Source organism: Microcoleus sp. MON2_D5 (assembly GCF_036701905.1).
In the GTDB taxonomy this organism is placed as follows: Bacteria; Cyanobacteriota; Cyanobacteriia; order Cyanobacteriales; family Microcoleaceae; genus Microcoleus.
In genome coordinates this window covers 1-19731 of the sequence record NZ_JAUBRM010000064.1, presented here as the reverse complement: position 1 = coordinate 19731, position 19731 = coordinate 1, and the positions used below count along the sequence as shown (strand labels likewise).

Here is a 19731-nt window from a genome sequence, read left to right as displayed (position 1 = left end):
CTAGATTTTGTAGGTTTATTTGCTAAATAAAGGATAAATTTAATGTAATTTTATAAGCTCCAAGATTCATTCTTCTATCTAGGCTCAAAAGTAGCCAAATATACAATACTGATACAGCCCTAAAATCGATGTATGATGTAGATCGCTAAGCCAAGAATTAAAAATTGTAAATTACCAATATCGAGTGAAAATGACAACTCTAAAAATTCCTGGCTATTACATCACCGAACAAATTTACAATGGTAACAGAACCCAAGTTTACCTAGGGGTTAAAGAGTTAGACAGTCAACCAGTTGCAATCAAACTGCTTCAGTCTGAATATCCAACATTCACCGAACTGGTACAGTTCCGCAATCAATACACAATTGCCAAAAATCTCGACTTTCCGGGAATTGTCAAACATTTAAGCTTGGAAAACTATCGAAATGGTTTTGCTCTGATAATGGAGGATTATGGTGGCATTTCCCTGGCTAACTACCTGACTTCCCCGGTTCTTGAAAAAACAGGAAAAATTATCGATAACCTCGCTAACTTTTTTGACATAGCTCTTCAAATTGTCACGACGTTAGAAGGACTTAATCGCTGCCGAATTATTCATAAAGATATTAAACCCCAGAATATTTTAATTAACCCTCAAACTAAACAAGTCAAACTGATTGACTTCAGCATTTCCTCGCTTTTACCCAGAGAAAGCCAAGAAATTCAAAACCCCAATCAGTTAGAAGGAACCCTCGCTTATATCTCCCCGGAACAGACAGGACGCATGAATCGGGGGATTGACTATCGTACAGACTTTTACTCTTTGGGTGTAACTTTTTACGAAATGCTAGCGGGTCAGTTGCCTTTTCGATCAACAGACTCGATGGAATTAGTTCACTGTCATATTGCCCGTCAAGCCATTCCCCCCATTGTAGTAAATCCCGCCATCCCCCAAATTTTAAATGACATCGTAATGAAATTGATCGCAAAAACCGCTGAAGACCGCTATCAAACAGCTTTTGGGATTAAATACGATTTAGAAAAGTGTTTGAAACAGTACGCAGCTAGCGGTAGGATTACACCATTTGAACTAGGAAAAAGGGACATTTCCCAACGCTTCGTTATCCCAGAAAAACTTTACGGCAGAGAAAACGAAGTAGAAACGCTTTTAGCAGCCTTTGAACGCATCAGTTCTGGCAATTCAGAAATCATGCTAGTAGCAGGATTTTCCGGCATTGGTAAAACTGCCGTTGTCAATGAAGTTCACAAACCCATTGTCCGCCAACGCGGTTATTTTATTAAAGGAAAATTCGACCAATTTAATCGCAATATTCCCTTTTGGGCCTGGGTACAAGCTCTGCAAAATTTAATGCGACAACTGCTGACTGAAACTGCGGCTGTTGTGCAGAAATGGAAAGCAAAAATCTTAGCCGCTTTGGGAGAAAACGGCCAAGTCATTATTGAGGTCATCCCCGAACTAGAACTGCTGATTGGCAAGCAACCACCCGCCCCCGAACTAGAAGGAAGTGCGGCTCAAAATCGCTTCAATTTGCTGTTTCAAAAGTTTATCCGAGTCTTCGCGACTCAAGAACATCCTTTAGTGATTTTCTTAGATGATTTACAGTGGGCAGATTCAGCTTCTTTGAAGTTGATGCAATTGCTTTTAAGCGATGGGGATACCCGTTGTCTGTTGCTAATAGGAGCTTATCGAGACAACGAAGTTTCTCCGGCACATCCACTGATGCTGACGTTAGATGAAATTAAGGAAACTAATGCGACGGTCAATCAAATTACCTTAGCACCTTTAGACCAACCTTCCTTAAACTGCCTGATTGCCGATACTCTCAGTTGTCCGCCCGAGCGAGCAATTTCTTTAACCGAACTGGTACTCGTAAAAACCAAAGGCAATCCTTTCTTTACGAATCAATTCCTCAAATCGCTTTACGAAGATGGATTAATATCGTTTGATTTTAGCTGCAACTATTGGCAGTGCGATATTGCACAAGTTAAGACAATTTCCGTCAGCGATGATATTGTCGAGTTTATGGCAACACAGTTGCAGAAACTGCCGGAAAATACTCAAACAGTATTGAAATTAGCAGCTTGCATCGGCAACACTTTTGACCTCGCTACCCTAGCAATTGTCCGAGAAAAATCCCAAGCCGAGACAGCGGCTGACTTGTGGAAAGCTTTGCAAGAAGGTCTAGTTATTCCGATTAGCGAAGTTTACAAATTCTTCCAAGATGATTCCTCGATCACGAGTCAAGAGAATGTAGAACTGACAGTTCCTTACAAATTTCTCCACGATCGAGTGCAGCAAGCGGCTTATTTTCTAATTCCCGAAGACCAAAAACAATCAACTCACCTGAAAATTGGACGGCTGCTGTTGGCAAATACCCCCGAAACAGAACGGGAAGAGAAAATTTTTGATCTTGTTAACCAGTTGAATATTGCCGTCGATTTAATTGACAGTCAAACAGAACAAGAAGAACTGGTGCAGTTAAATTTAGTTGCGGCACGTAAAGCCAAAGCTTCTACAGCTTATGCGGCCGCGCTCGGTTATTTATCTGTAGGCATGAAACTGTTAACAGCAGATAGCTGGCAAACGAATTACGATCGAACGCTGGCACTGTATGAATTAGCCACTGAGTCAGCCTATCTGGGGGGTAACTTCGAGCAGATGGAGGCGTGGTCAGCACTTGTTTTGAACGAAGCTAAAACTTTGCTGGACAAAGTGAAAGTTTATGAAGTCAAAATTCAAGCATACATGGCGCAAACCCGAGGTTTAGACGCCGTGAGAACGGGGCTACAAGTGCTGAAGCTTTTGGGGATAGATTTTCCAGAAAATACCCAACCATCAGATATTCAGCAAGCAATGGTGGAAACGAGAGAAAATTTGGGTTCTCGCCCAATCGAGGACTTGATTAACTTGCCAGCGATGACCGACCCAGAAAAATTGGCAGCGATGCAAATTCTTTCAAGTTTATCTTCTGCTACCTATATTTCTGCGCCTCAAATGTATCCGCTGACGGTGTGCCATCGGGTGAATTTATCTCTGCAATATGGCAATGCTGCTTGGTCGGCTTTTGCTTATGCCACCTATGGATTAATTATGTGCGGCGTCGTGGGAGATATTGAATTGGGTTACCAATTTGGTCTTTTAGCTTTAACAGTGGCTTCGGAGTTCAACGTTAAGGAAATTAAGCCAAAAACATTCTTTATTTTTGGTGGTATGGTCGCCCATTGGAAAGAACCAGTCCGCAAAACATTAAAACCTTTGCTGGAGAGTTACCAAATTGGATTGGAAACTGGAGATTTAGAATTTGCGGCTTACAGTGCCTGTTACGCCTGTAACCATTTATATTTTGCTGGGGCGGAACTAACTGAATTAGAACGCGAAATGGCGTCTTACAGTCACGCGCTCAAACAACTCAAACAAATTGCCTCGTTTAATTATAATGAGATTTTTCGGCAGGCAGTGCTTAACTTATTAGGTGAGTCGGAAAATCCCTGCCTTTTAGTGGGTGAAGCTTATGACGAAGTAGAATTACTATCGCAACATTTAGAAGGCAACGACAGAAACGGATTGCACTATTTGTATTTAAACAAGCTGATTCTCTGTTATCTATTTGAGGAATTGCCGCAAGCGATCGCAAATACTGCCAAGGCAGAGGAATATATTGATAGCGCGATCGCTCTCCTTTGCGTACCCCTATTCCATTTCTACGACTCCCTGGTACAGCTAGCGATTTGGACTGATTCATCCACAAGCGATCGCGAGCTAATTTTAGAAAAAGTAGCACACAATCAGCAAAAACTCAAGACCTGGGCTGAACACGCGCCGATGAATCACTTGCATAAATCTTATCTGGTGGAAGCAGAACGGCATCGGGTTCTGGGTGAAAATGTGGAAGCAATGGATGATTACGATCGCGCTATTTCCATCGCCAAAGAAAACGAGTACGTAAATGAAGAAGCAATCGCCAACGAACTTGCAGCCAAATTTTACTTAGCTTGGGGCAAAGAAACCATTGCTCAAACCTACATTGTAGCAGCTTATTACGCTTACTCTCGCTGGGGAGCCAAAGCAAAAATTGAAGATTTAGAAAAACGCTATCCTCAATTACTCGCCCCTATTTTTACTAGAAACCCAGGCGCGCAATTGGGCGATATAGTAACTCTGACGACTCATGAAATCGCCGCGCTCAAAGTTACAACTAGCACTGGTACAGGTATTTCATCAGCTCTAGATTTAACAACAGTCATCGAAGCCTCTCAAGTCATATCTGGAGAAATTAATCTCGATCAGTTAATCTCAACTTTAATGAACGTCGTGATGGAGAATGCAGGAGCAACAGGCGGCGCTCTGATTTTAGAACAATCGGGTGAATTATTTATCACCGCTCAATCGCTTGGTAGCGAGTGCCACTTGCAATCTATCTCAGTTGACAGCAGCCAAGAGATTCCGGTGTCGATAGTCAATTATGTTTGGCGCACGGCTGAAACTCTAGTAATTAATGATGTAACTAAGGAAGCTAATTGGGCGGGCGAGCCTTATATTATCCAGCGTCATCCTAAATCGCTACTGTGTCTGCCAATTCAACATCAAGGAATTTGCCGTGGCATTCTTTATTTAGAAAATAATTTAACCGAGGCTGCATTTACAGCCGACAGATTGGAACTTTTAAAAGTATTATCTGCTCAAGCTGCTATTTCGATTGAAAATGCTCGCCTCTATCAAAGTTTAGAAGAAAAAGTGCAACAGCGCACGGCTCAACTAGCTGATTCCAACCGCCAACTCGCTCTTGCCTATGAAGAAATTACTGCGCTCAACTCACGCTTGAAAAAAGAGAATATCCGCTTAAGTGCCGAATTAGATGTAGCGAGACAACTGCAACAAATGGTCTTGCCAAAATCCTCAGAAATGGAGGCAATTGAAGACTTGGAAATTGCTGTTTTTATGGAACCTGCTGATGAAGTGGGTGGCGACTACTACGACGTGCTATCTAAGAATGGCAAAGTCTATTTCAGCATCGGCGATGTTACGGGACACGGGTTAGAAAGTGGTGTGATAATGATTATGGCACAAACCGCTGTCCGAACGCTTCAAGAAAGTAATGAAACAGACCCGGTGAGGTTTATGGATGTGCTCAATCGAACCCTTTACGGCAATCTCCAGCGGATGAATTCTGGAAAAAATATGACATTGGCATTATTAGAGTATCAAGATAGTATCCTCAATATCAGCGGTCAACATGAAGAGATAATAGTGGTGCGTACTGATAGCAGCGTCGAGCGGATAGATACGGTATCTCTGGGTTTCCCCATTGGTTTGGATGTGGAGATTGCTGATTTTGTTGCCCAAACTCAAGTGTTGCTGAATCCGGGAGATGTAGTGGTGCTTTATACCGATGGGATTACTGAAGCTTTCGATATTAATCGAAAACTTTACGGTTTGGAGAGACTCTGCGAAGTGATATCCAGAAATCACCACCTAGGGGTAGAGGAAATTCGGCAAGTCGTAATTGAAGATGTGCGGCGGCATATTGGCAAGCAAAAAGTTTTTGATGATATTGCCTTGGTGGTGTTGAAACAAAAGTAGGGGAGATTGTTTTTTGGGAGTAATTAGGGCTTGCTGAATAAGGAATGAAAAAATCACTCGTAGCAATTGATTGGTTTTTCAAGTTGCGCCAAACATAATTTTTTATTGCCTATAGCTTGCCCCATCATAGCTTTGGATAATGTCGCTCCTTCAATCCTATGTCTTTAAGCGTGGGTTCTTTCCCCTTTTCTTTCTTCTTTCCCTTCTCACTCCCTTTTCTCGGTCATAACAAGTGCTGCTACCGCAGCGGCCAATCGCACCCCTTACACCAGGCTAATTATGGCAAAATTTCGACAAACAGGAACACCGCATAAAAAGGAAGTATTGGAGAGAACAGTTAAGAAAAAACGCTCGACTGCCACAGCACATAATTCGACCAAAACAGTGAAGAAATCAGTCAAACCAACAACTGAAATTTCCTCAGTTTGCGAACCCTCAACAATCTCTCCACAACAAGTAGAAGCCTCGCAAACTTGCACAAATTTTGCAGCACGCCCATCTGTCGATGCTCCTTCTCTAGAAACATTGTCAAATGAGGCGATATTGCCTTCTTCTTCCCCTCTTCCCTCAGTTATTGAAGTTGCCTGCAGTTCAAGAGAATTCAACGATTATGTACAGGCTCTGAAAGGCATCATTCCCAGCAATAGTAGCCATCCCATTTTGTCCAATATTTTGATTGAAGCTGATGCTGAAACTCAACATTTGCACCTGACTGCTTACAACTTAGAATTTGGAATGCAAGTGAGCTTTGGTGCGAATGTCAATCAATCTGGAAAGCTTACCCTCCCCGCACCCATACTTGCTGACATTCTGGGAAAATTTCCTAACGGCAGCCTCACCTTAAAGAGTTCTTGTGAAATTATTAAAGGAAGCGGCGTTCCATCAGTCAGTGCCACTCTGAGTGCGTCAAGAAGCAAGCACACCATTCGCGGGCTAGCTGCGGACGAATTTCCGGCTATCCCCAGCGTTCAACAGAAACTTGTAACGCTTCCTGCTAGCGTGTTAATTTCTGTCCTAAAAGCTAGCTTATTTGCTGTAAGTTCTGAGGAAAACAAACGCATTTTAACAGGAGGGAATTTTCAACTCAGTCACGACGCAGACAGAGGACTCGATCAACTGAGAGTTTGGACGACAGATGGGCATCGGGTAGCAATGGTTTTAGGATTGAACGAAAGCAGCAATTCCTATCTTTTGAGCGGTCAAGTAGTTAATTTTACTGTCCCTGCTAAGGTACTCCGGTTATTGGAGCGTTCTTTGAATTCTGCTGACAAAGTTACGATTTACTATGAAGGTTTGCCAGAGGAACCTAGTAATTTTGTCGCATTCGAGTGGAATAATTGGCGGTTGACCACGAAGTTGCTAGAAGGGCAATATCCGGTTTGTGACCAAATTATCGCTCCCTATCGACCTGAATTTAGCCATCAAGTGGTGGTTGAGAGGCTGAGCTTTTTAAAAGCCTTAGAGAGGTTAGCTTCTCACAGCGACAAGTCTCACCTAACAGCTATTTTAGAATTCGATTTAGATGCCCAACAAGTGCGAGCATCACTCAACAATACTCTGAGTTCAGGAACTGAGACAGTTGATGCCAAACTATGGGGCTGTGAGTTTTGTCTCAAGTGCGACATCCGCTATTTGATTGATACAGCCAAAGCGATTTCCAGCTCTGATTTGCGGGTGTTAATGGCAACTCCTACCGCTCCCCTACTGATTGCACCGTTTGGAACGCCTGCGTCGGGTACAGAGGCTTTAGAGTGCGAATATATTGTCGCTCCGCAAGAATAGTCGTGCATGTGGGAGTGGCATCTAAATTTGATGCCCTCTCCTGCAAAAAATCGGAGCCTATTGCTGTATAAATTAGGAGGGTGTAAGTGGTTCTTTGCAACACTAAATTGTCTACAATGACCACATATGTTTTACTACTTTTTTTTGATGTAAGCAACGTTTTTGCTGGTAAATTAGTGAATTTTAATGTTTCTATCCCTTGGTTTAAATGAATTCGTAACCGCCGACAATTTTGCCTCTTCAAAACTCCCAATACCGCAAGTAAGCGGGGTGTAAATTGCCCCAGTTTTGCGCTCTGGAATCAGTTTCCACTTGCTCAAACTTTTTGCTTTCGATTTTTCCTTCATGCCGTAATACGGTTCAGTTATTTTTTTTTTTGTCCGAAGAGAGCGAATAGCGAAGCATAAGCCATTCGGGCAGGCTTTGCCAACGCAGTATCTATTTTTCACAGTGTTTTGTCTCCATGAGTGTCTTATCCCAAGCGTATTGCTTCATGCCGTGCTTTTTTGCTGTATCTCAGCAGCAGATGGTTTAGCAATTTTTCCTTGCGGTAGTGTGTTCGGCGCGCCAGTGCCAACAACTGAGCCAGGACTTACGCAAAAAATACTCGGTAACACTATTGGTAGCGGTAAAATGCACAATTTTTATACTACAGATAGAGCTTATGCGTAAGTCCTATGAGTTTAACTTCAGGCACGGCTCACGGCTCCCCTATCGGGGAATAGTTACCAGAAGTATTCTAACCACTCAAAATGTACCAACCACTGCACCCAATACGGTTCAGTTAATGTTTTTTTGTCATTGCGAGCGAATAACGAAGCAATCGCAGTATCTGTTTTTCACAGAGTTTTGTCTCCATGAGTGTCTTATCTGAACCGTATTGCCACTGCACCTCAAATACCGCCCCAAAAACCTACAAGAATTAGTGGGTCAAGACACCATCAAAACCACCTTGACTAATGCCATCACCTCGGACAAAATTGCTCAAGCTTACCTATTTACTGGCCCCAGAGGAACAGGCAAAACTTCAACCGCTCGCATTCTTGCTAAATCCCTCAATTGTTTGAATAGCAAAAAGCCAACCGCTACTCCTTGCGGGGAATGTTCAAGCTGCAAAACCATTGACTCCTGTTCAAGCTTAGACGTAACTGAAATCGATGCTGCCTCTCACAATGGCGTGGATGATGCCAGAGAATTAATACAACACAGCAACTTTGCTCCAGCGCTGAGCCGCTACCGCATCTGGATTTTAGACGAGTGCCACCAACTCAGTACCAGCGCTCAAAATGCTCTCCTCAAATGCCTTGAAGAGCCTCCGGCTCATGTGGTATTTATTCTCTGTACGACTGAAGCACATAAAGTCCTGCCGACAATTATCTCCCGCTGCCAAACTTTTAACTTCCGAGCCTTGTCAGTTGATGCTATTGTCGGACAATTGCACAAAATTAGCTCTACTGAATCTATTGAGATCGCAAGTGAGGCCATGCGGGTGATCGCTCGCACCTGCGACGGGGGGTTAAGAGATGCCCTACAATTACTTTCTCAGCTTTCACTGCTAAACTCAGAGATTACCCTAACTCAAGTTGCAGAAGTATCTGGCAGTATCAGCGAGCAAGAGTCGATCGCCCTTCTCAAAGCCATTCATTCGGGCGATACCCTAAGCGTACTGCAATCTTCGAGAACGCTCATTGACAGCGGCAAAACCCCTAAACTTATTCTCAGCAGCTTGCTAGCAGCAATGAGAGATTTGCTCATTGTCAAATCAACGCGCCACTGCCAGAATTTAATTGCAGGGCCAGTAGGCTACTCACAACTGCGATCGATCGCTCTTCATCTGGATTTTGAAACAATTGATGCGGCTTGTGCACAATTGCAGAAATCAGAATTTCAATTGAGAACTAGCACCAATGCAGCTACGTGGTTAGAAGTTTGCCTGCTGAACTTGATGCTGTCAAGCAAACCCGCTGCCCCCGAAACGCGATTGTCGGCAACTTTCCCATCTAATCCGCCTGACAATTTTGATAAAACCCCTCAAAAAATAGAGGCAGATTCTCCTGACTTTGAGACAACTTGGGCGCAAGTTGTAGCAGCAGCGAAACCAGGCAATCGTAGCCTCTTAAACCGCGCTCAAATTGCCGAACTTTCGGCTGATTTATGTGTGTTAGCAGTAGAAAGAAAATACGCAAACAAGTTTCAGAGTCACCTTAAATCCGTGCAGCGGATCGTTACTAAAGCTTTAGGCCGCTCTGTTACTGTAACTGTCAAACAACAGGAGGAGTTAGCAGCATGATTAGCATCCTAATTGGGAATGATACTTACGCAATTGAACGAGAAGTTGAAAATTTTAAGACTCAAACTCATCCTCTCTGGCGAGATTTCAACATCCACCGCTTCGATGCTTCTTCCCTGGATGCAGCCCTCTCTGCTGCTGCTTCAGTTCCTTTCGGCGGTGGAAACAAACTTATTGTCGTTGAAAATTGCGATTTCAAGCAATTTGGAGAAAGGGGGCTAGAATTGCTGCAAATTTTGCCCCAATTACCTGCTACAACGCACTTAGTCTTCACTGCTGCTGTTATCGACAAACGGCTCAAGGTAGTCAAGCATTTATTGCTGTTTGGTAAACTTAAGGAGTTTACTCTCATTCCCCCTTGGCGTACTGATTTAATTGAAAGTGCGATCGCTGCTACTGCTAAACACATGAATCTCTCAATTGCCAGAGATGCTGTCAGTTATCTAGCGGTAGCGATTGGCAACGATTCTGCTAGAAGAGTCAGTGAACTAGAGAAATTAGCCATTTATTCAGCAGGCGCTCGCATTACGAAAGAAGCTGCTAAAATCCTCGTTCCAGCTACCACAGCCAACTGTTTTCAACTTGCCGAAGCTCTTTTAAAAGGTCAAGCAGTGGCGGCAATTAAGGTGCTTGATGAATTGCTATCTCGGGCCGAGTTTCCTTTAGCAATTATTGCCACTCTACAAACTCAGTTTAAAACTTGGCTGTGGGTAAAAGCTACTATCAATTCCGACCAACAACGTTCTGATAGCGAAATTGCTAGTATGTGCGGAATTAGTAACCCCAAACGACTGTATTTCCTTAAGCAGGAGGTTAAGGAAGTATCTGCGAACTTCTTAAGTCGATCGCTCTCCATTTTGTTTGATTTAGAAATTGCTCTCAAAACAGGAGATAAGCCTGACTCGATGTTGCCTGCTTTCCTCAGCATCACTCAACTCACTCACCTTAAATAACAGGAAAGCGCTGCCGAGTTAATTCGGCAGTCTTTCATTAACAATCTTGGAGGCAAAAACTGCTTTGCAACACTATTGGTAGCAATAAGGTGCGCGGCGTACCCTACAGATAGAGTTTATGCGTAAGTTTTAATTAACTGTAGTGAGAAAGAAGTTGTTTGTCTCATTAATTTATCAAAGAAGTTTTTGAGTTTATTTATCGCACTAGGTCGCTATTTTTGTTTAATAACAGCTCATCTTTCCTGCATCATCCAAACCAGAAAGCCCAAGATTTGCTCAACAGGAGGTAGTGGATAATCTGTAAGGTCAATGGACGCGCATTGCTCTTCTAGTTTAAGAAACCGCCAGACAGTACCGCTAGTTACCGTTCCGTAAATCGTCGATATCGGCTGTTGCTTTTGTTGGTTAAAGCGTTGAGCTGCAACCATTTCTGCAAGGCATTGCCCAAGAGCCGGTTTAAGGTCTTCTTTTTTGGCTTCCACCAATATAACCGCAGGGGCTTTAATAAATAGTTGCTCCGGGGAACGACTAAGAAGAAAGTCAACATAGCCTGTGAGTTCAGCCTCCGGTTCTACATTGAATTCTTCGCCTGAAAAAACGCTAATCTGTCCTTGAAGTTGGCGTTTTACTTCTAGTAACACAGGATTGATAATCCCCTCCGAACGAGCTTTTTCGCTACTCACCGCGATCGCCCAGGGAATCGTTTCTTTAAGAGTATCCTGTAGTAAAGGGCTAGGAGTGACAGGGGAAATTTCTGGTAAGAAACGCGAGCCTTCAATGATTGTGAGATGGAAATCATCTACAGCTTTGCTGAGAGTAAATTTACTGTAAGGCATAGGTTTATTATTCTTAATTGGATACTATAACACTTCTGCGTTAAATGAGGTACATCTGGTAATTGGTAATTGGTAAGCTGTCGCGTCTTTAAATTATATACTTCAATCCTTGTAGAAAAAGCGTAAAAATTTCTCCCTCTCTCCCCTTCTCCCTCTCTCCCCCTCTCCCTCTCTTCTTTGCTACATTCCAACCTTCAACTCCGAACTGCACTCTCTTCCCCTCTCCCTCTCTCCGCCTCATTCCCAATAGACACTTTAAATGCGTAGCAGCTTAATGGGCAGTTGACGCCTCACTTGCTTGAGAACCGCTATATACATAGCAAGTGTACTGTGTTAATGCTAGCGTCTCACGGGGCAGGGTAATCGCGCAGTGAGCCAGAGACCTACCGTTTCCCTAGTTCCTGAACCCAAACCCATAATTGCCAGCAAATTCAGTCCGACTCCCAGTTGGTTTGTTTGGAATTTCCTCTCTCCTTCTTTTTCCTACCTATCGGTAGTAAGAGAGAAAAGATTCATTCTTAGAGTGACCAATGCCTCCCAATTATATCAACCTTCTTTCCCAACTAATAGCCAGACATGATTTTCACCCAAATAACTTTCCAGAAGCAAGCCATTTGCAGCCAACTGCAACAGCCGATTTGTGTGAGTTTTTAGGCGAAGAGGTTATTTATCAGACAATCGCGACTGCTACAACTCCTAAGCTCTACAAAATTCCTCAAGACTTGCCGCCTTCAATAATTTCTGCTTTGCACAGCCAAGGCATTCAACAGCTTTATTCGCACCAAATTAAAACACTCAAAGCCGTGCGCCAGGGCAAAGATGTCATCCTCAGCACAGCAACAGCTTCTGGCAAATCTTTAAGTGCGTACTTGCCTATTTTAGAGGGCATTCTCCAACATCAATTTACTGCACTCTCTATTTATGGCTTGAAAGCTTTAACAGCCGACCAAAGTCAAAAACTTGCCGATTTGCTCCAACTGATTCCTGAGCCTGCGCGCCCGCGCCTTGCCCTTCTAACTGGAGATACTCCTCCCAAAACCCGAGAACAATTATTAGCTGCAAATCCCAGCATAATCAGCGCCACACCAGAGTTAATTCACTATGCGCTGAAAGGCGTTCACTGGAGTCAGCCTTGGCAGCATTTTTTAAGTCGCCTCCGCTATATTGTCCTAGATGAAGCTCACACTTTTAACGGAGTTTACGGAGCTAACATGGCTAGCTTAATTCGCCGCTTAAAATTGGCAGTAGACGAGCGCGGAGGTTCTTCTCAAAAACTGCAATTCCTGATATTGAGTGCTACCGTTGGCAATCCCGTTAAATTAGCGAAGTTACTATCTGGTAGAAGTCGAAAGCGAAATATCAATAAACCCGAGCGGTTAGTTTGGATTAACTCTAGCGGAGCTGCTGTCCCAGAACGGCAATTAATTGTTACTAAACCGACTCATGATGCTAATTCAGATGTTGCTCGCATCATTATGTTTTTGTTGCAGCAAGGGCAAAGCGGAATTTGCTTCAGTAACGGCAGACAAGCAATTAAGAACTTGTGGGCAACTTTTAAGCAAGAAGCTGTAACTCAAACTAACTCGGGAATTGAGTCGCAAGTAGCAATTTTCTACGGCAGTTTAACAAGCGAGCGCCGCATGGAAATTATTAACTCTTTGCAGTCAGGAACAGTTAAGTGTATCCTCAGCACTAGCGCTCTCGAAGCAGGAATTGATTTGCCTCAACTTGACTTTGCTATTATTAGGGGATGGCCGGGAAGCTTGCAAGCTTTTAGGCAGAGGGCTGGCAGGGCTGGTCGCGCCAACTCCGGTTTAATTGTCTTCATTCCTATTGCACAATCACCTTTGGATAACTATTTTGCCGAGCGCCCTGAATTGTTGCTGTCGGCCGAATCTGAATTGGTGAGCTTTAATGCCAATTATCCCATAGATATTGCCAAACATTTGATGTGCGCGGCTGTCGAAACAGGCATTCCTGCCAGTAAGCTCAAGCACTACTTTGGCAAGAGCGCTCCTCAAATTGCAACGGCTTTAATTGAGCAAGGTGTTCTTCACAGAAGCCGGGATAAATTATGGGCTAAGGGCTTTCCCCATAAAGATGTAAACTTTCGAGGGGGAACGGGTTCTAGCACGATACAACTGGTGGATGCGGAGACTCAAGAAGAGATTGAACTCCTCAGTGCGGAGATTGCTTATCGAGAGGTATTTCCTGGTGCTATTTACCGCACGCAAAACTCAGACGGCTGTTTGGTGACTTATACTTCGCGCTCGCTCTTGAATGGCAAAGCTATTTTGCAAAACACCCCTGAAACTCGACTGTTTACTGTAGCGATTAGCCACACTGATACCAGCCTCAAGCAGAATTTGAGTTTGCCTCAACAAATCCCGTTGATCATTCCAGAAGTTGAAGGAAATGTTCAAACCAATTCAACGGATAGTAAGGCAATTCCAGCTCAAGCTATTCTGGAACTGGTCTGGGGAGAAATTAGCCAACTCGTCACTGGTTATCAATTATTAACTCGCAATTACGAGTTAACTTGTCTCAATAGAAAGTGTGTCAATTACAAAGAGCATTTACCAAAATGTACTGCCTGTCCTGTTTGTGGCAAGAGAACTCGCTCTGCTGAGCTAACATCGGTTCTTAATGAGGTAAACTTTGAGCAACCTTACGAAATAAAATTTGCGACTCCTGTACTGCAAATTAGTTTTAATTCCCCGGTTGAATGTTATCTGCAACAGGTAGTAACAGCTACTCGCCAGGAATTGCTTCAATCTCAACAGGAGATTCCGCCCGGATATCAGCAGTTGTGGGAGTACCCCGCGAATTTGTTGGCTATTCACAGTTTCTGCCATCAAATTTTAGCAGCTTTACCTCTGACTATTTTGGCTTCACCTAATGATGTGAATTTTCTAGTAGAGAAGAGAGGTGCAAATGACTATGCAGGACTCTTTTACGATTTAGCAGAAGGAGGTTCGGGAACCTCGGAAGCTATTTTTCGTTCTCTCCCTCAATTAGCTCATGCGGCTGCTGAGTTAGCCCGCAGTTGTTCTTGCAGTTCTGGCTGTCCTAAATGTTTGATTCAGTCGGGATGCCCTGATGGTAACAAAGCTTTACTCAAGCAGGTGGGGCTGCTGCTGTGCGAAGCATTTTCTACTCCTCAAATATCAAAATAATTGGTGGAATAGACGGCTGAGAAATGGGAATGGGGAGAGAGAAATAGGGAAAATGGGAGTGGGGAATAGAGTGTAGCTTTTTTCAAACAAAAAAGCTACGCTCTATTCCCAATTTGTTTTTACTGTTTTCATTAAACAAGACGCTGCTTGCATCAACATAAAATTGTGCGAACCGCTACTGCGGTTTTTAGGGGTGCATTTTTCAGACTTGTACTCATGAAAAACAAGCTTGTCTTGCCAATCATTGACTCCCAAATTAGAGAGTCAACGCTGTTACATTTCAGAAATCAACCCTATAAACAAAAGAAAAAGCAAGCTTTAATCCCCAACCTCACACGAGATTTAAAGCATGGCTGGCTTTTAACAATTCTCGCACAAATAGACCGATGTTTATGGGGAAGGTGGGATTATTGGGCTTTGTGTCAAGCTGTCCCCGCTCATGCCTGGATGCGGTGGAAGATGGAGCCAATGCTAGCCATTCTGGAAAACAGAAAACCCGAAAGCTTACCCAAATTTGTAATTGAGGAAACTTTGCCAGCAGAACCGATTCCCCAAATTGAATGGCAGCATTCTCCTGCCGCAGAAGCCATGTTAGATAATAGCCTCAATTGCATTCCTCAACATGGAGAATGGAAAACTTGGTCAGCTTGGGACTATTTGGAGTTTTTCTTGGACTGGGTTTTGTTCGCATTCGGACATCCAGCTTATAAAATGTTACCCAAAGAACCCGCCGGCTGTGAAGGTGCATCAATGCGTCTCTATCAGATGTTTGACCTATCAATTCTCATGCTATATCCTGAAGATTATATGGGCAGACTGCTACCCCAAATTTGCGGAAAGACTGCTCAAAAAAGTTCAGGGTTTTATCCGACACCCTTAGCTTTGTGTCAGTTCATATCTAAGTTAGTCAGTGGTGATAAAACAGAGCGAATTTCCAGCTTCAATGAACCTGCGTGCGGTACGGGTGCTTTAATGTTAACACAGTCGAATTACTGTCTGAGCGGTATCGGTCAAGATATAGACCCTACTCTGTTAAAATGCGCTTTGTTTCAGTTTTATCTGTTTTCACCTTGGCTGGCTGTTCCGATTTGGTGGTTGGGTCAAACTGATTTGCTCCTTGGCAATACTTTAAGTAGCGATCGACCCCAATCAATGAACGCCACTTATTGGTACAATGAGTGGTTTGAGCCTGTCGAGTCTCAGGCTAAAAATCATACTGATTGTCCAGTCGAACATGAAATAAGTTCAGGAGAAAGCTCAGAAGTTATTGATTTGAATGAGAAGACATCAATTCACTCAAATCCAGTAATTCAAGAAGTTGTTAAGGGCAAACGCCGATCCAGAAAAACGACAACATCTCCTCACCAATTTACGCTGTTTAATTTGGATGATTTCTAGCCCAATACGTACCTAATTCTCACTTGTGGCGGCGGGCGTAATGTTATGAGTAGGCTGGACTTCTGAAGCGAAACTGATTGTAGAAACTGCTGCTTTGAGGAGTTGTTCCGCCCAATCTGCTACAGCCAGCCCTTGAGTTTTAGCCGCATCTTGCATCTGGGCTTGCAGGTGTATCGGGAGCTGTAGAGTTAAGGTAAAAGTATCTCGTTGGGCTCGTCTTGCCTTTTTGACTAACTCTGGCTCGATCCATCGATCGAGCCACAATTTACATTTAGATCCTCGTTCGTTACCATCTTTCTCAATAAAGCTTAGTTTGCCTAGCTTTTGACAATAAAAACTGTGAGGGTCGTCTTGAACAGGCTCAAAACTGCAATGATAGCAATTCCAGCAGCTTCGGCATTGAGTTTCTGTCTGACTGGATGTTGCTCCCAATCCCTCAGCATTCTCTTGAGTGGCTGCTGAAATCTCACGGTTTGACGATGGATGATTGGCCCAAAGAGTTCGTTGGTTTTTGGAACTGTTCTCGTTGTTAGACTTATTCCTCGAATTTTTTTTCTGGTGTTCTTCAACAACTCGGGCAACGTGAAAAGCCGTAAGTTTGCCGTTAGGAGCAGTAGAAACGGCTTGGGCCCAAGCCCTAGGCTGCTCTTGGGAGGGTAGTGCTGTTAGAGGGCGAACTTGGCGCTCATTGGCGGGAAGGATTTGTGCGCCATGGCGCACATTTTCATAGACGGTTGCCGCTTCAATCAGTTGGTAGGCCCAGCGACGAGACATTTCCCACCGATTAGTGCAATAGTCTTCAAAAGTCGAGAAGTCTTGTCGGTAGAGGCGGCGATCCCGGATCTGGCGCAAAGCTTGCCCTATTTCCCAGAAAGCTTTCAAGCTCCGTTCGACTGTAGCTTCCAAGCTGCTTAATTCTAATGCTTCAGCATCAGTGAGCGTACTGCTGTGGGCAGACAAATCTTTAGCGTCGGCTTTGTTTAGGTGGCAGTCCTGTGCAACTCTCGCAGTGAGTTCAGCGCTGGGAACAACAGAGAAGTTATGTGCATCAGAACCGCGAACTGTGTTGGAGGATGACATTGATGTTCCGTCCGTCTTGCGCGGTGCAAGATTAAGTATTGCATAATGCAATGGTAGTTGCGTAATCGATTAAGGCTGTGATTGCTCAAATTTTGTAGAAAGGGCGTAAAATAGCGAAAAAGTATCGGCTTCAACGCAGCAGAAAGTAAAATAGTGTACGGTAAAAGCGTTAGTTGACATCCTCCGGGTGCGTTCGCGCGCGGGGATTCCCAAGACCACTCTTTGGGCTTCCTCTTTCCACTACTCGGCTTACACTCGGAGGAGTCTCCTCAGCCAAACTCTTGTCGGTGTCTCGCAAGGGCGTTAGTTCCCGTGTGCCCCAGGACTTTAAACCTAAATTTTCGGTAAGCAATTGTGACTGTTAGCTCTGTATCTTCTCTTATACTCGATCGCCAAAAGCGGCTGACTCAGTTGATCGAGCTGCTGCTGAAAGAAGGCTGGACTCAAAGCGCTTTAGCGTCCGCTATCGGAGTAGATTTTTCAACCGTATATCGGTGGTTAAAAGGGAAAACGATACCCGAATCCGATTCTAAGAACTTTCGGCAACTGGCAAAGTTAAGCGGTGGCAGTACCAAGACTCTGCAACTTTATTTGGATGGAGAAATATCCCTATCAGTTTATCAACGCGGTTTGGATGAGGTGGCGATCGGTCAAGTGAGTGGCAGCAAGAGGGTAGGCTCTGAAAAGATTAAAAAAGAAGTTTTAGCAAAGATTTATTCCCTCGATCCAGATGATATTGCCGATATCATTTCTTCCTCAGTAGCATTTTTAGCCAAACTTGTATAATTAGGTAACAAGCAGCCTACACCCTCACGGTTTTCGGTTGAGAAGCCGGAAAAGTCAGCGTCTCATTCTCCATTCCCCCCTGACTTCTGGCGATCGCCGCTATTGCTCAGCCTTTTATAATCTGAGCAATGTACCTCCTTACTCTATCCGACCTCAATCAAACTATTCATACTAGCCCACTACAAGAGCCACCTCTTGTTCCTTCCTATCTGCAAGAACGCTTGCAACTGCTTGTCAAGCAAATTTTAATGGGATTACCTGTCGAGCCAATTCTCAACAGTCACCCCCAGTTCCAGCAGTGGGTTTTTCAGCTCAAAGAACTATCCCCATCACTATTTTTACCGCAGCGAAAACTGTTTGTTGACATTCCAATTCAAACAAAACTAGACCCAACAAAAAGGGAAGTGGCAGAAGAAAACTCTTCCCCTTCTCCTCCATTCAAAGTGATACAAGTCCGTACAAATGTGGGTTTAGTCAAAGGAACACCCAGACTATTTGAGTGGGCGATTCGCCATCCTGTACTGACTTGGCAAGACCGAGTTAAGTTATGGGTAGCTGCCGAATTCTTTGATATCGAGCCTCACAAGCTACAACTGATTGTTTTGGCACTTCACCCGACTCAACCAGCAAAAAAAGTTCAGTTTGCTTGGGATAGCAAACAACACCGAAAAACTCAAAATTGGCTTTTGACTACCATTGAACGAGAGACAGAACAAACTGTTTTCAAGCTCAATGGTTATCTAGCAGCTCAACCAAAGGAAGTAGCAACAGCTATCAATTTGGATGAAATCAATTTGGATGAAGTCAACGAAGTGTCGATCTAATTTGTTCAGACTTTATGACTCTCCTGGATTTGTGGTGGAAACGGTATTGTGAGCCTTTCACCCGGGCTTTCCGGACCGCATCACTAGAATTTTTATGCTCACCTAAAACTCAGGAGAACCGACTTTATTACCATCCTCCTATCGAGAGACATCCACCTTCCGACGAAATTGCCCAAGAATTAATACTTTTCTTCTCTCCATAGGAGGATGACACTCTTTAATATGAGGAAAAATAATATATAATGGATAAAATGTAGTAGGAATCTTAGCCGTGACTGCAATTACCCCCACCCAACCAAAAACAAGCCAACTAAAAACCATCCTCATAGTTGAAGATGACCCGATGATGCAGCTCGGTCTACAGCATATCCTCAATCACCAACCCCATTTAACAGTAGTCGCACAAGCTATTAACGGTAACGAAGCCGTCAGTGCCACACTGCAACACCAACCAGACATTGTGCTGATGGACATTGACTTGCCCGGAATCGACGGTATTGCAGCCGCGCAGCAAATCAGAGCCGCACTGCCCAATACTCGCATCCTGATGCTCACCCACCACAGCAATCCAACTCAGGTAATGGCGGCTTTGTCCAGTGGCGCTCACGGTTACTGCGTTAAAGGCACTAACGCAGAACAACTTCTAGCAGCGATTACGGCTGTGCAAGAAGGTGGCAGCTACTTAGACCCTAAAATTGCCGACTGCGTGCTGCAAAATCTCAAAACGCCACTGCCCGATAGCTATGCGAAGGACGACATTAAGCTGACAGAACGGGAAATGCAGGTTTTGCAGCAGCTAGTTGAGGGTAAAAGCAATAAACAAATCGTCGCTCAACTAGGAATGAGCGTCCACACCGCCAAAGGTCATGTAGAGATGATTATAGCTAAATTTGAAGCGAGCGATCGCACCCAGGCTGCCGTTAAAGCACTGCGTTTGGGGCTGGTTTAGGGGTGCATCTCAGTTTTGCACATATATCAAGTGGAAAGTTGACCATTGAGATAAGCACAGCGCAGAGAAAGGATAG

The 19731-nt window shown here is 43.9% G+C and carries 11 protein-coding genes; 9 read left to right on the top strand and 2 right to left on the bottom strand.

All coding sequences use genetic code 11. The features are described 5' to 3' along the window. The first annotated feature begins 190 nt into the window (after positions 1–190). From QUA47_RS21830 to holA, 4 genes are all read left to right on the top strand, one after another. Positions 191–5581 carry an AAA family ATPase gene (locus QUA47_RS21830; protein WP_333432298.1) on the top strand — a complete coding sequence of 1797 codons (5391 nt, stop codon included), beginning with the start codon at positions 191–193 and terminating at the stop codon, positions 5579–5581. Between the two features lie 279 nt (positions 5582–5860). After that, positions 5861–7363 (top strand): DNA polymerase III subunit beta, encoded by a 1503-nt coding sequence (gene dnaN, locus QUA47_RS21825; protein ID WP_333432297.1) that lies wholly within the window; start codon positions 5861–5863, stop codon positions 7361–7363. Between the two features lie 880 nt (positions 7364–8243). Beyond that, complete coding sequence (gene dnaX, locus QUA47_RS21820) at positions 8244–9653, top strand: DNA polymerase III subunit gamma/tau (protein ID WP_333432296.1); 1410 nt, start codon at positions 8244–8246, stop codon at positions 9651–9653. Continuing rightward, complete coding sequence (gene holA, locus QUA47_RS21815) at positions 9650–10606, top strand: DNA polymerase III subunit delta (protein ID WP_333432295.1); 957 nt, start codon at positions 9650–9652, stop codon at positions 10604–10606. Before dnaX ends, holA begins: the two co-directional genes overlap by 4 nt. Positions 10607–10839: 233 nt before the next feature. On the opposite strand, the gene QUA47_RS21810 is transcribed toward holA, so the two are convergent. Further along, complete coding sequence (locus QUA47_RS21810) at positions 10840–11442, bottom strand: hypothetical protein (protein WP_333432294.1); 603 nt, start codon at positions 11440–11442, stop codon at positions 10840–10842. A gap of 530 nt (positions 11443–11972) precedes the next feature. On the opposite strand from QUA47_RS21810, the gene QUA47_RS21805 reads away from it, so the two are divergent. Further along, positions 11973–14618: a DEAD/DEAH box helicase gene (locus QUA47_RS21805; protein ID WP_333432293.1), complete on the top strand. Its 2646-nt coding sequence runs from the start codon at positions 11973–11975 to the stop codon at positions 14616–14618. A 216-nt stretch (positions 14619–14834) separates the two neighbouring features. Beyond that, complete coding sequence (locus QUA47_RS21800) at positions 14835–16016, top strand: hypothetical protein (RefSeq protein WP_333432292.1); 1182 nt, start codon at positions 14835–14837, stop codon at positions 16014–16016. 12 nt (positions 16017–16028) lie between these two features. Here QUA47_RS21800 and QUA47_RS21795 read toward each other — a convergent pair whose 3' ends face one another. After that, a complete protein-coding gene (locus QUA47_RS21795) occupies positions 16029–17096 on the bottom strand; it encodes a hypothetical protein (RefSeq protein WP_333078168.1) in 1068 nt (355 codons plus the stop codon). A 354-nt stretch (positions 17097–17450) separates the two neighbouring features. Between QUA47_RS21795 and QUA47_RS21790 the strand changes: the two genes are divergently transcribed. The 3 genes from QUA47_RS21790 (at position 17451) to QUA47_RS21780 (ending at position 19655) form a co-directional block, all read left to right on the top strand. Continuing rightward, the gene (locus tag QUA47_RS21790; protein WP_333205516.1) at positions 17451–17882 is read left to right on the top strand and encodes a helix-turn-helix transcriptional regulator; all 432 of its coding nucleotides are present in this window, start codon (positions 17451–17453) and stop codon (positions 17880–17882) included. 128 nt (positions 17883–18010) lie between these two features. Continuing rightward, positions 18011–18706 carry a hypothetical protein gene (locus tag QUA47_RS21785; RefSeq protein ID WP_333432291.1) on the top strand — a complete coding sequence of 232 codons (696 nt, stop codon included), beginning with the start codon at positions 18011–18013 and terminating at the stop codon, positions 18704–18706. 271 nt (positions 18707–18977) lie between these two features. After that, positions 18978–19655: a response regulator transcription factor gene (locus tag QUA47_RS21780; RefSeq protein ID WP_333432290.1), complete on the top strand. Its 678-nt coding sequence runs from the start codon at positions 18978–18980 to the stop codon at positions 19653–19655. The last annotated feature ends 76 nt before the right edge of the window (positions 19656–19731 follow it).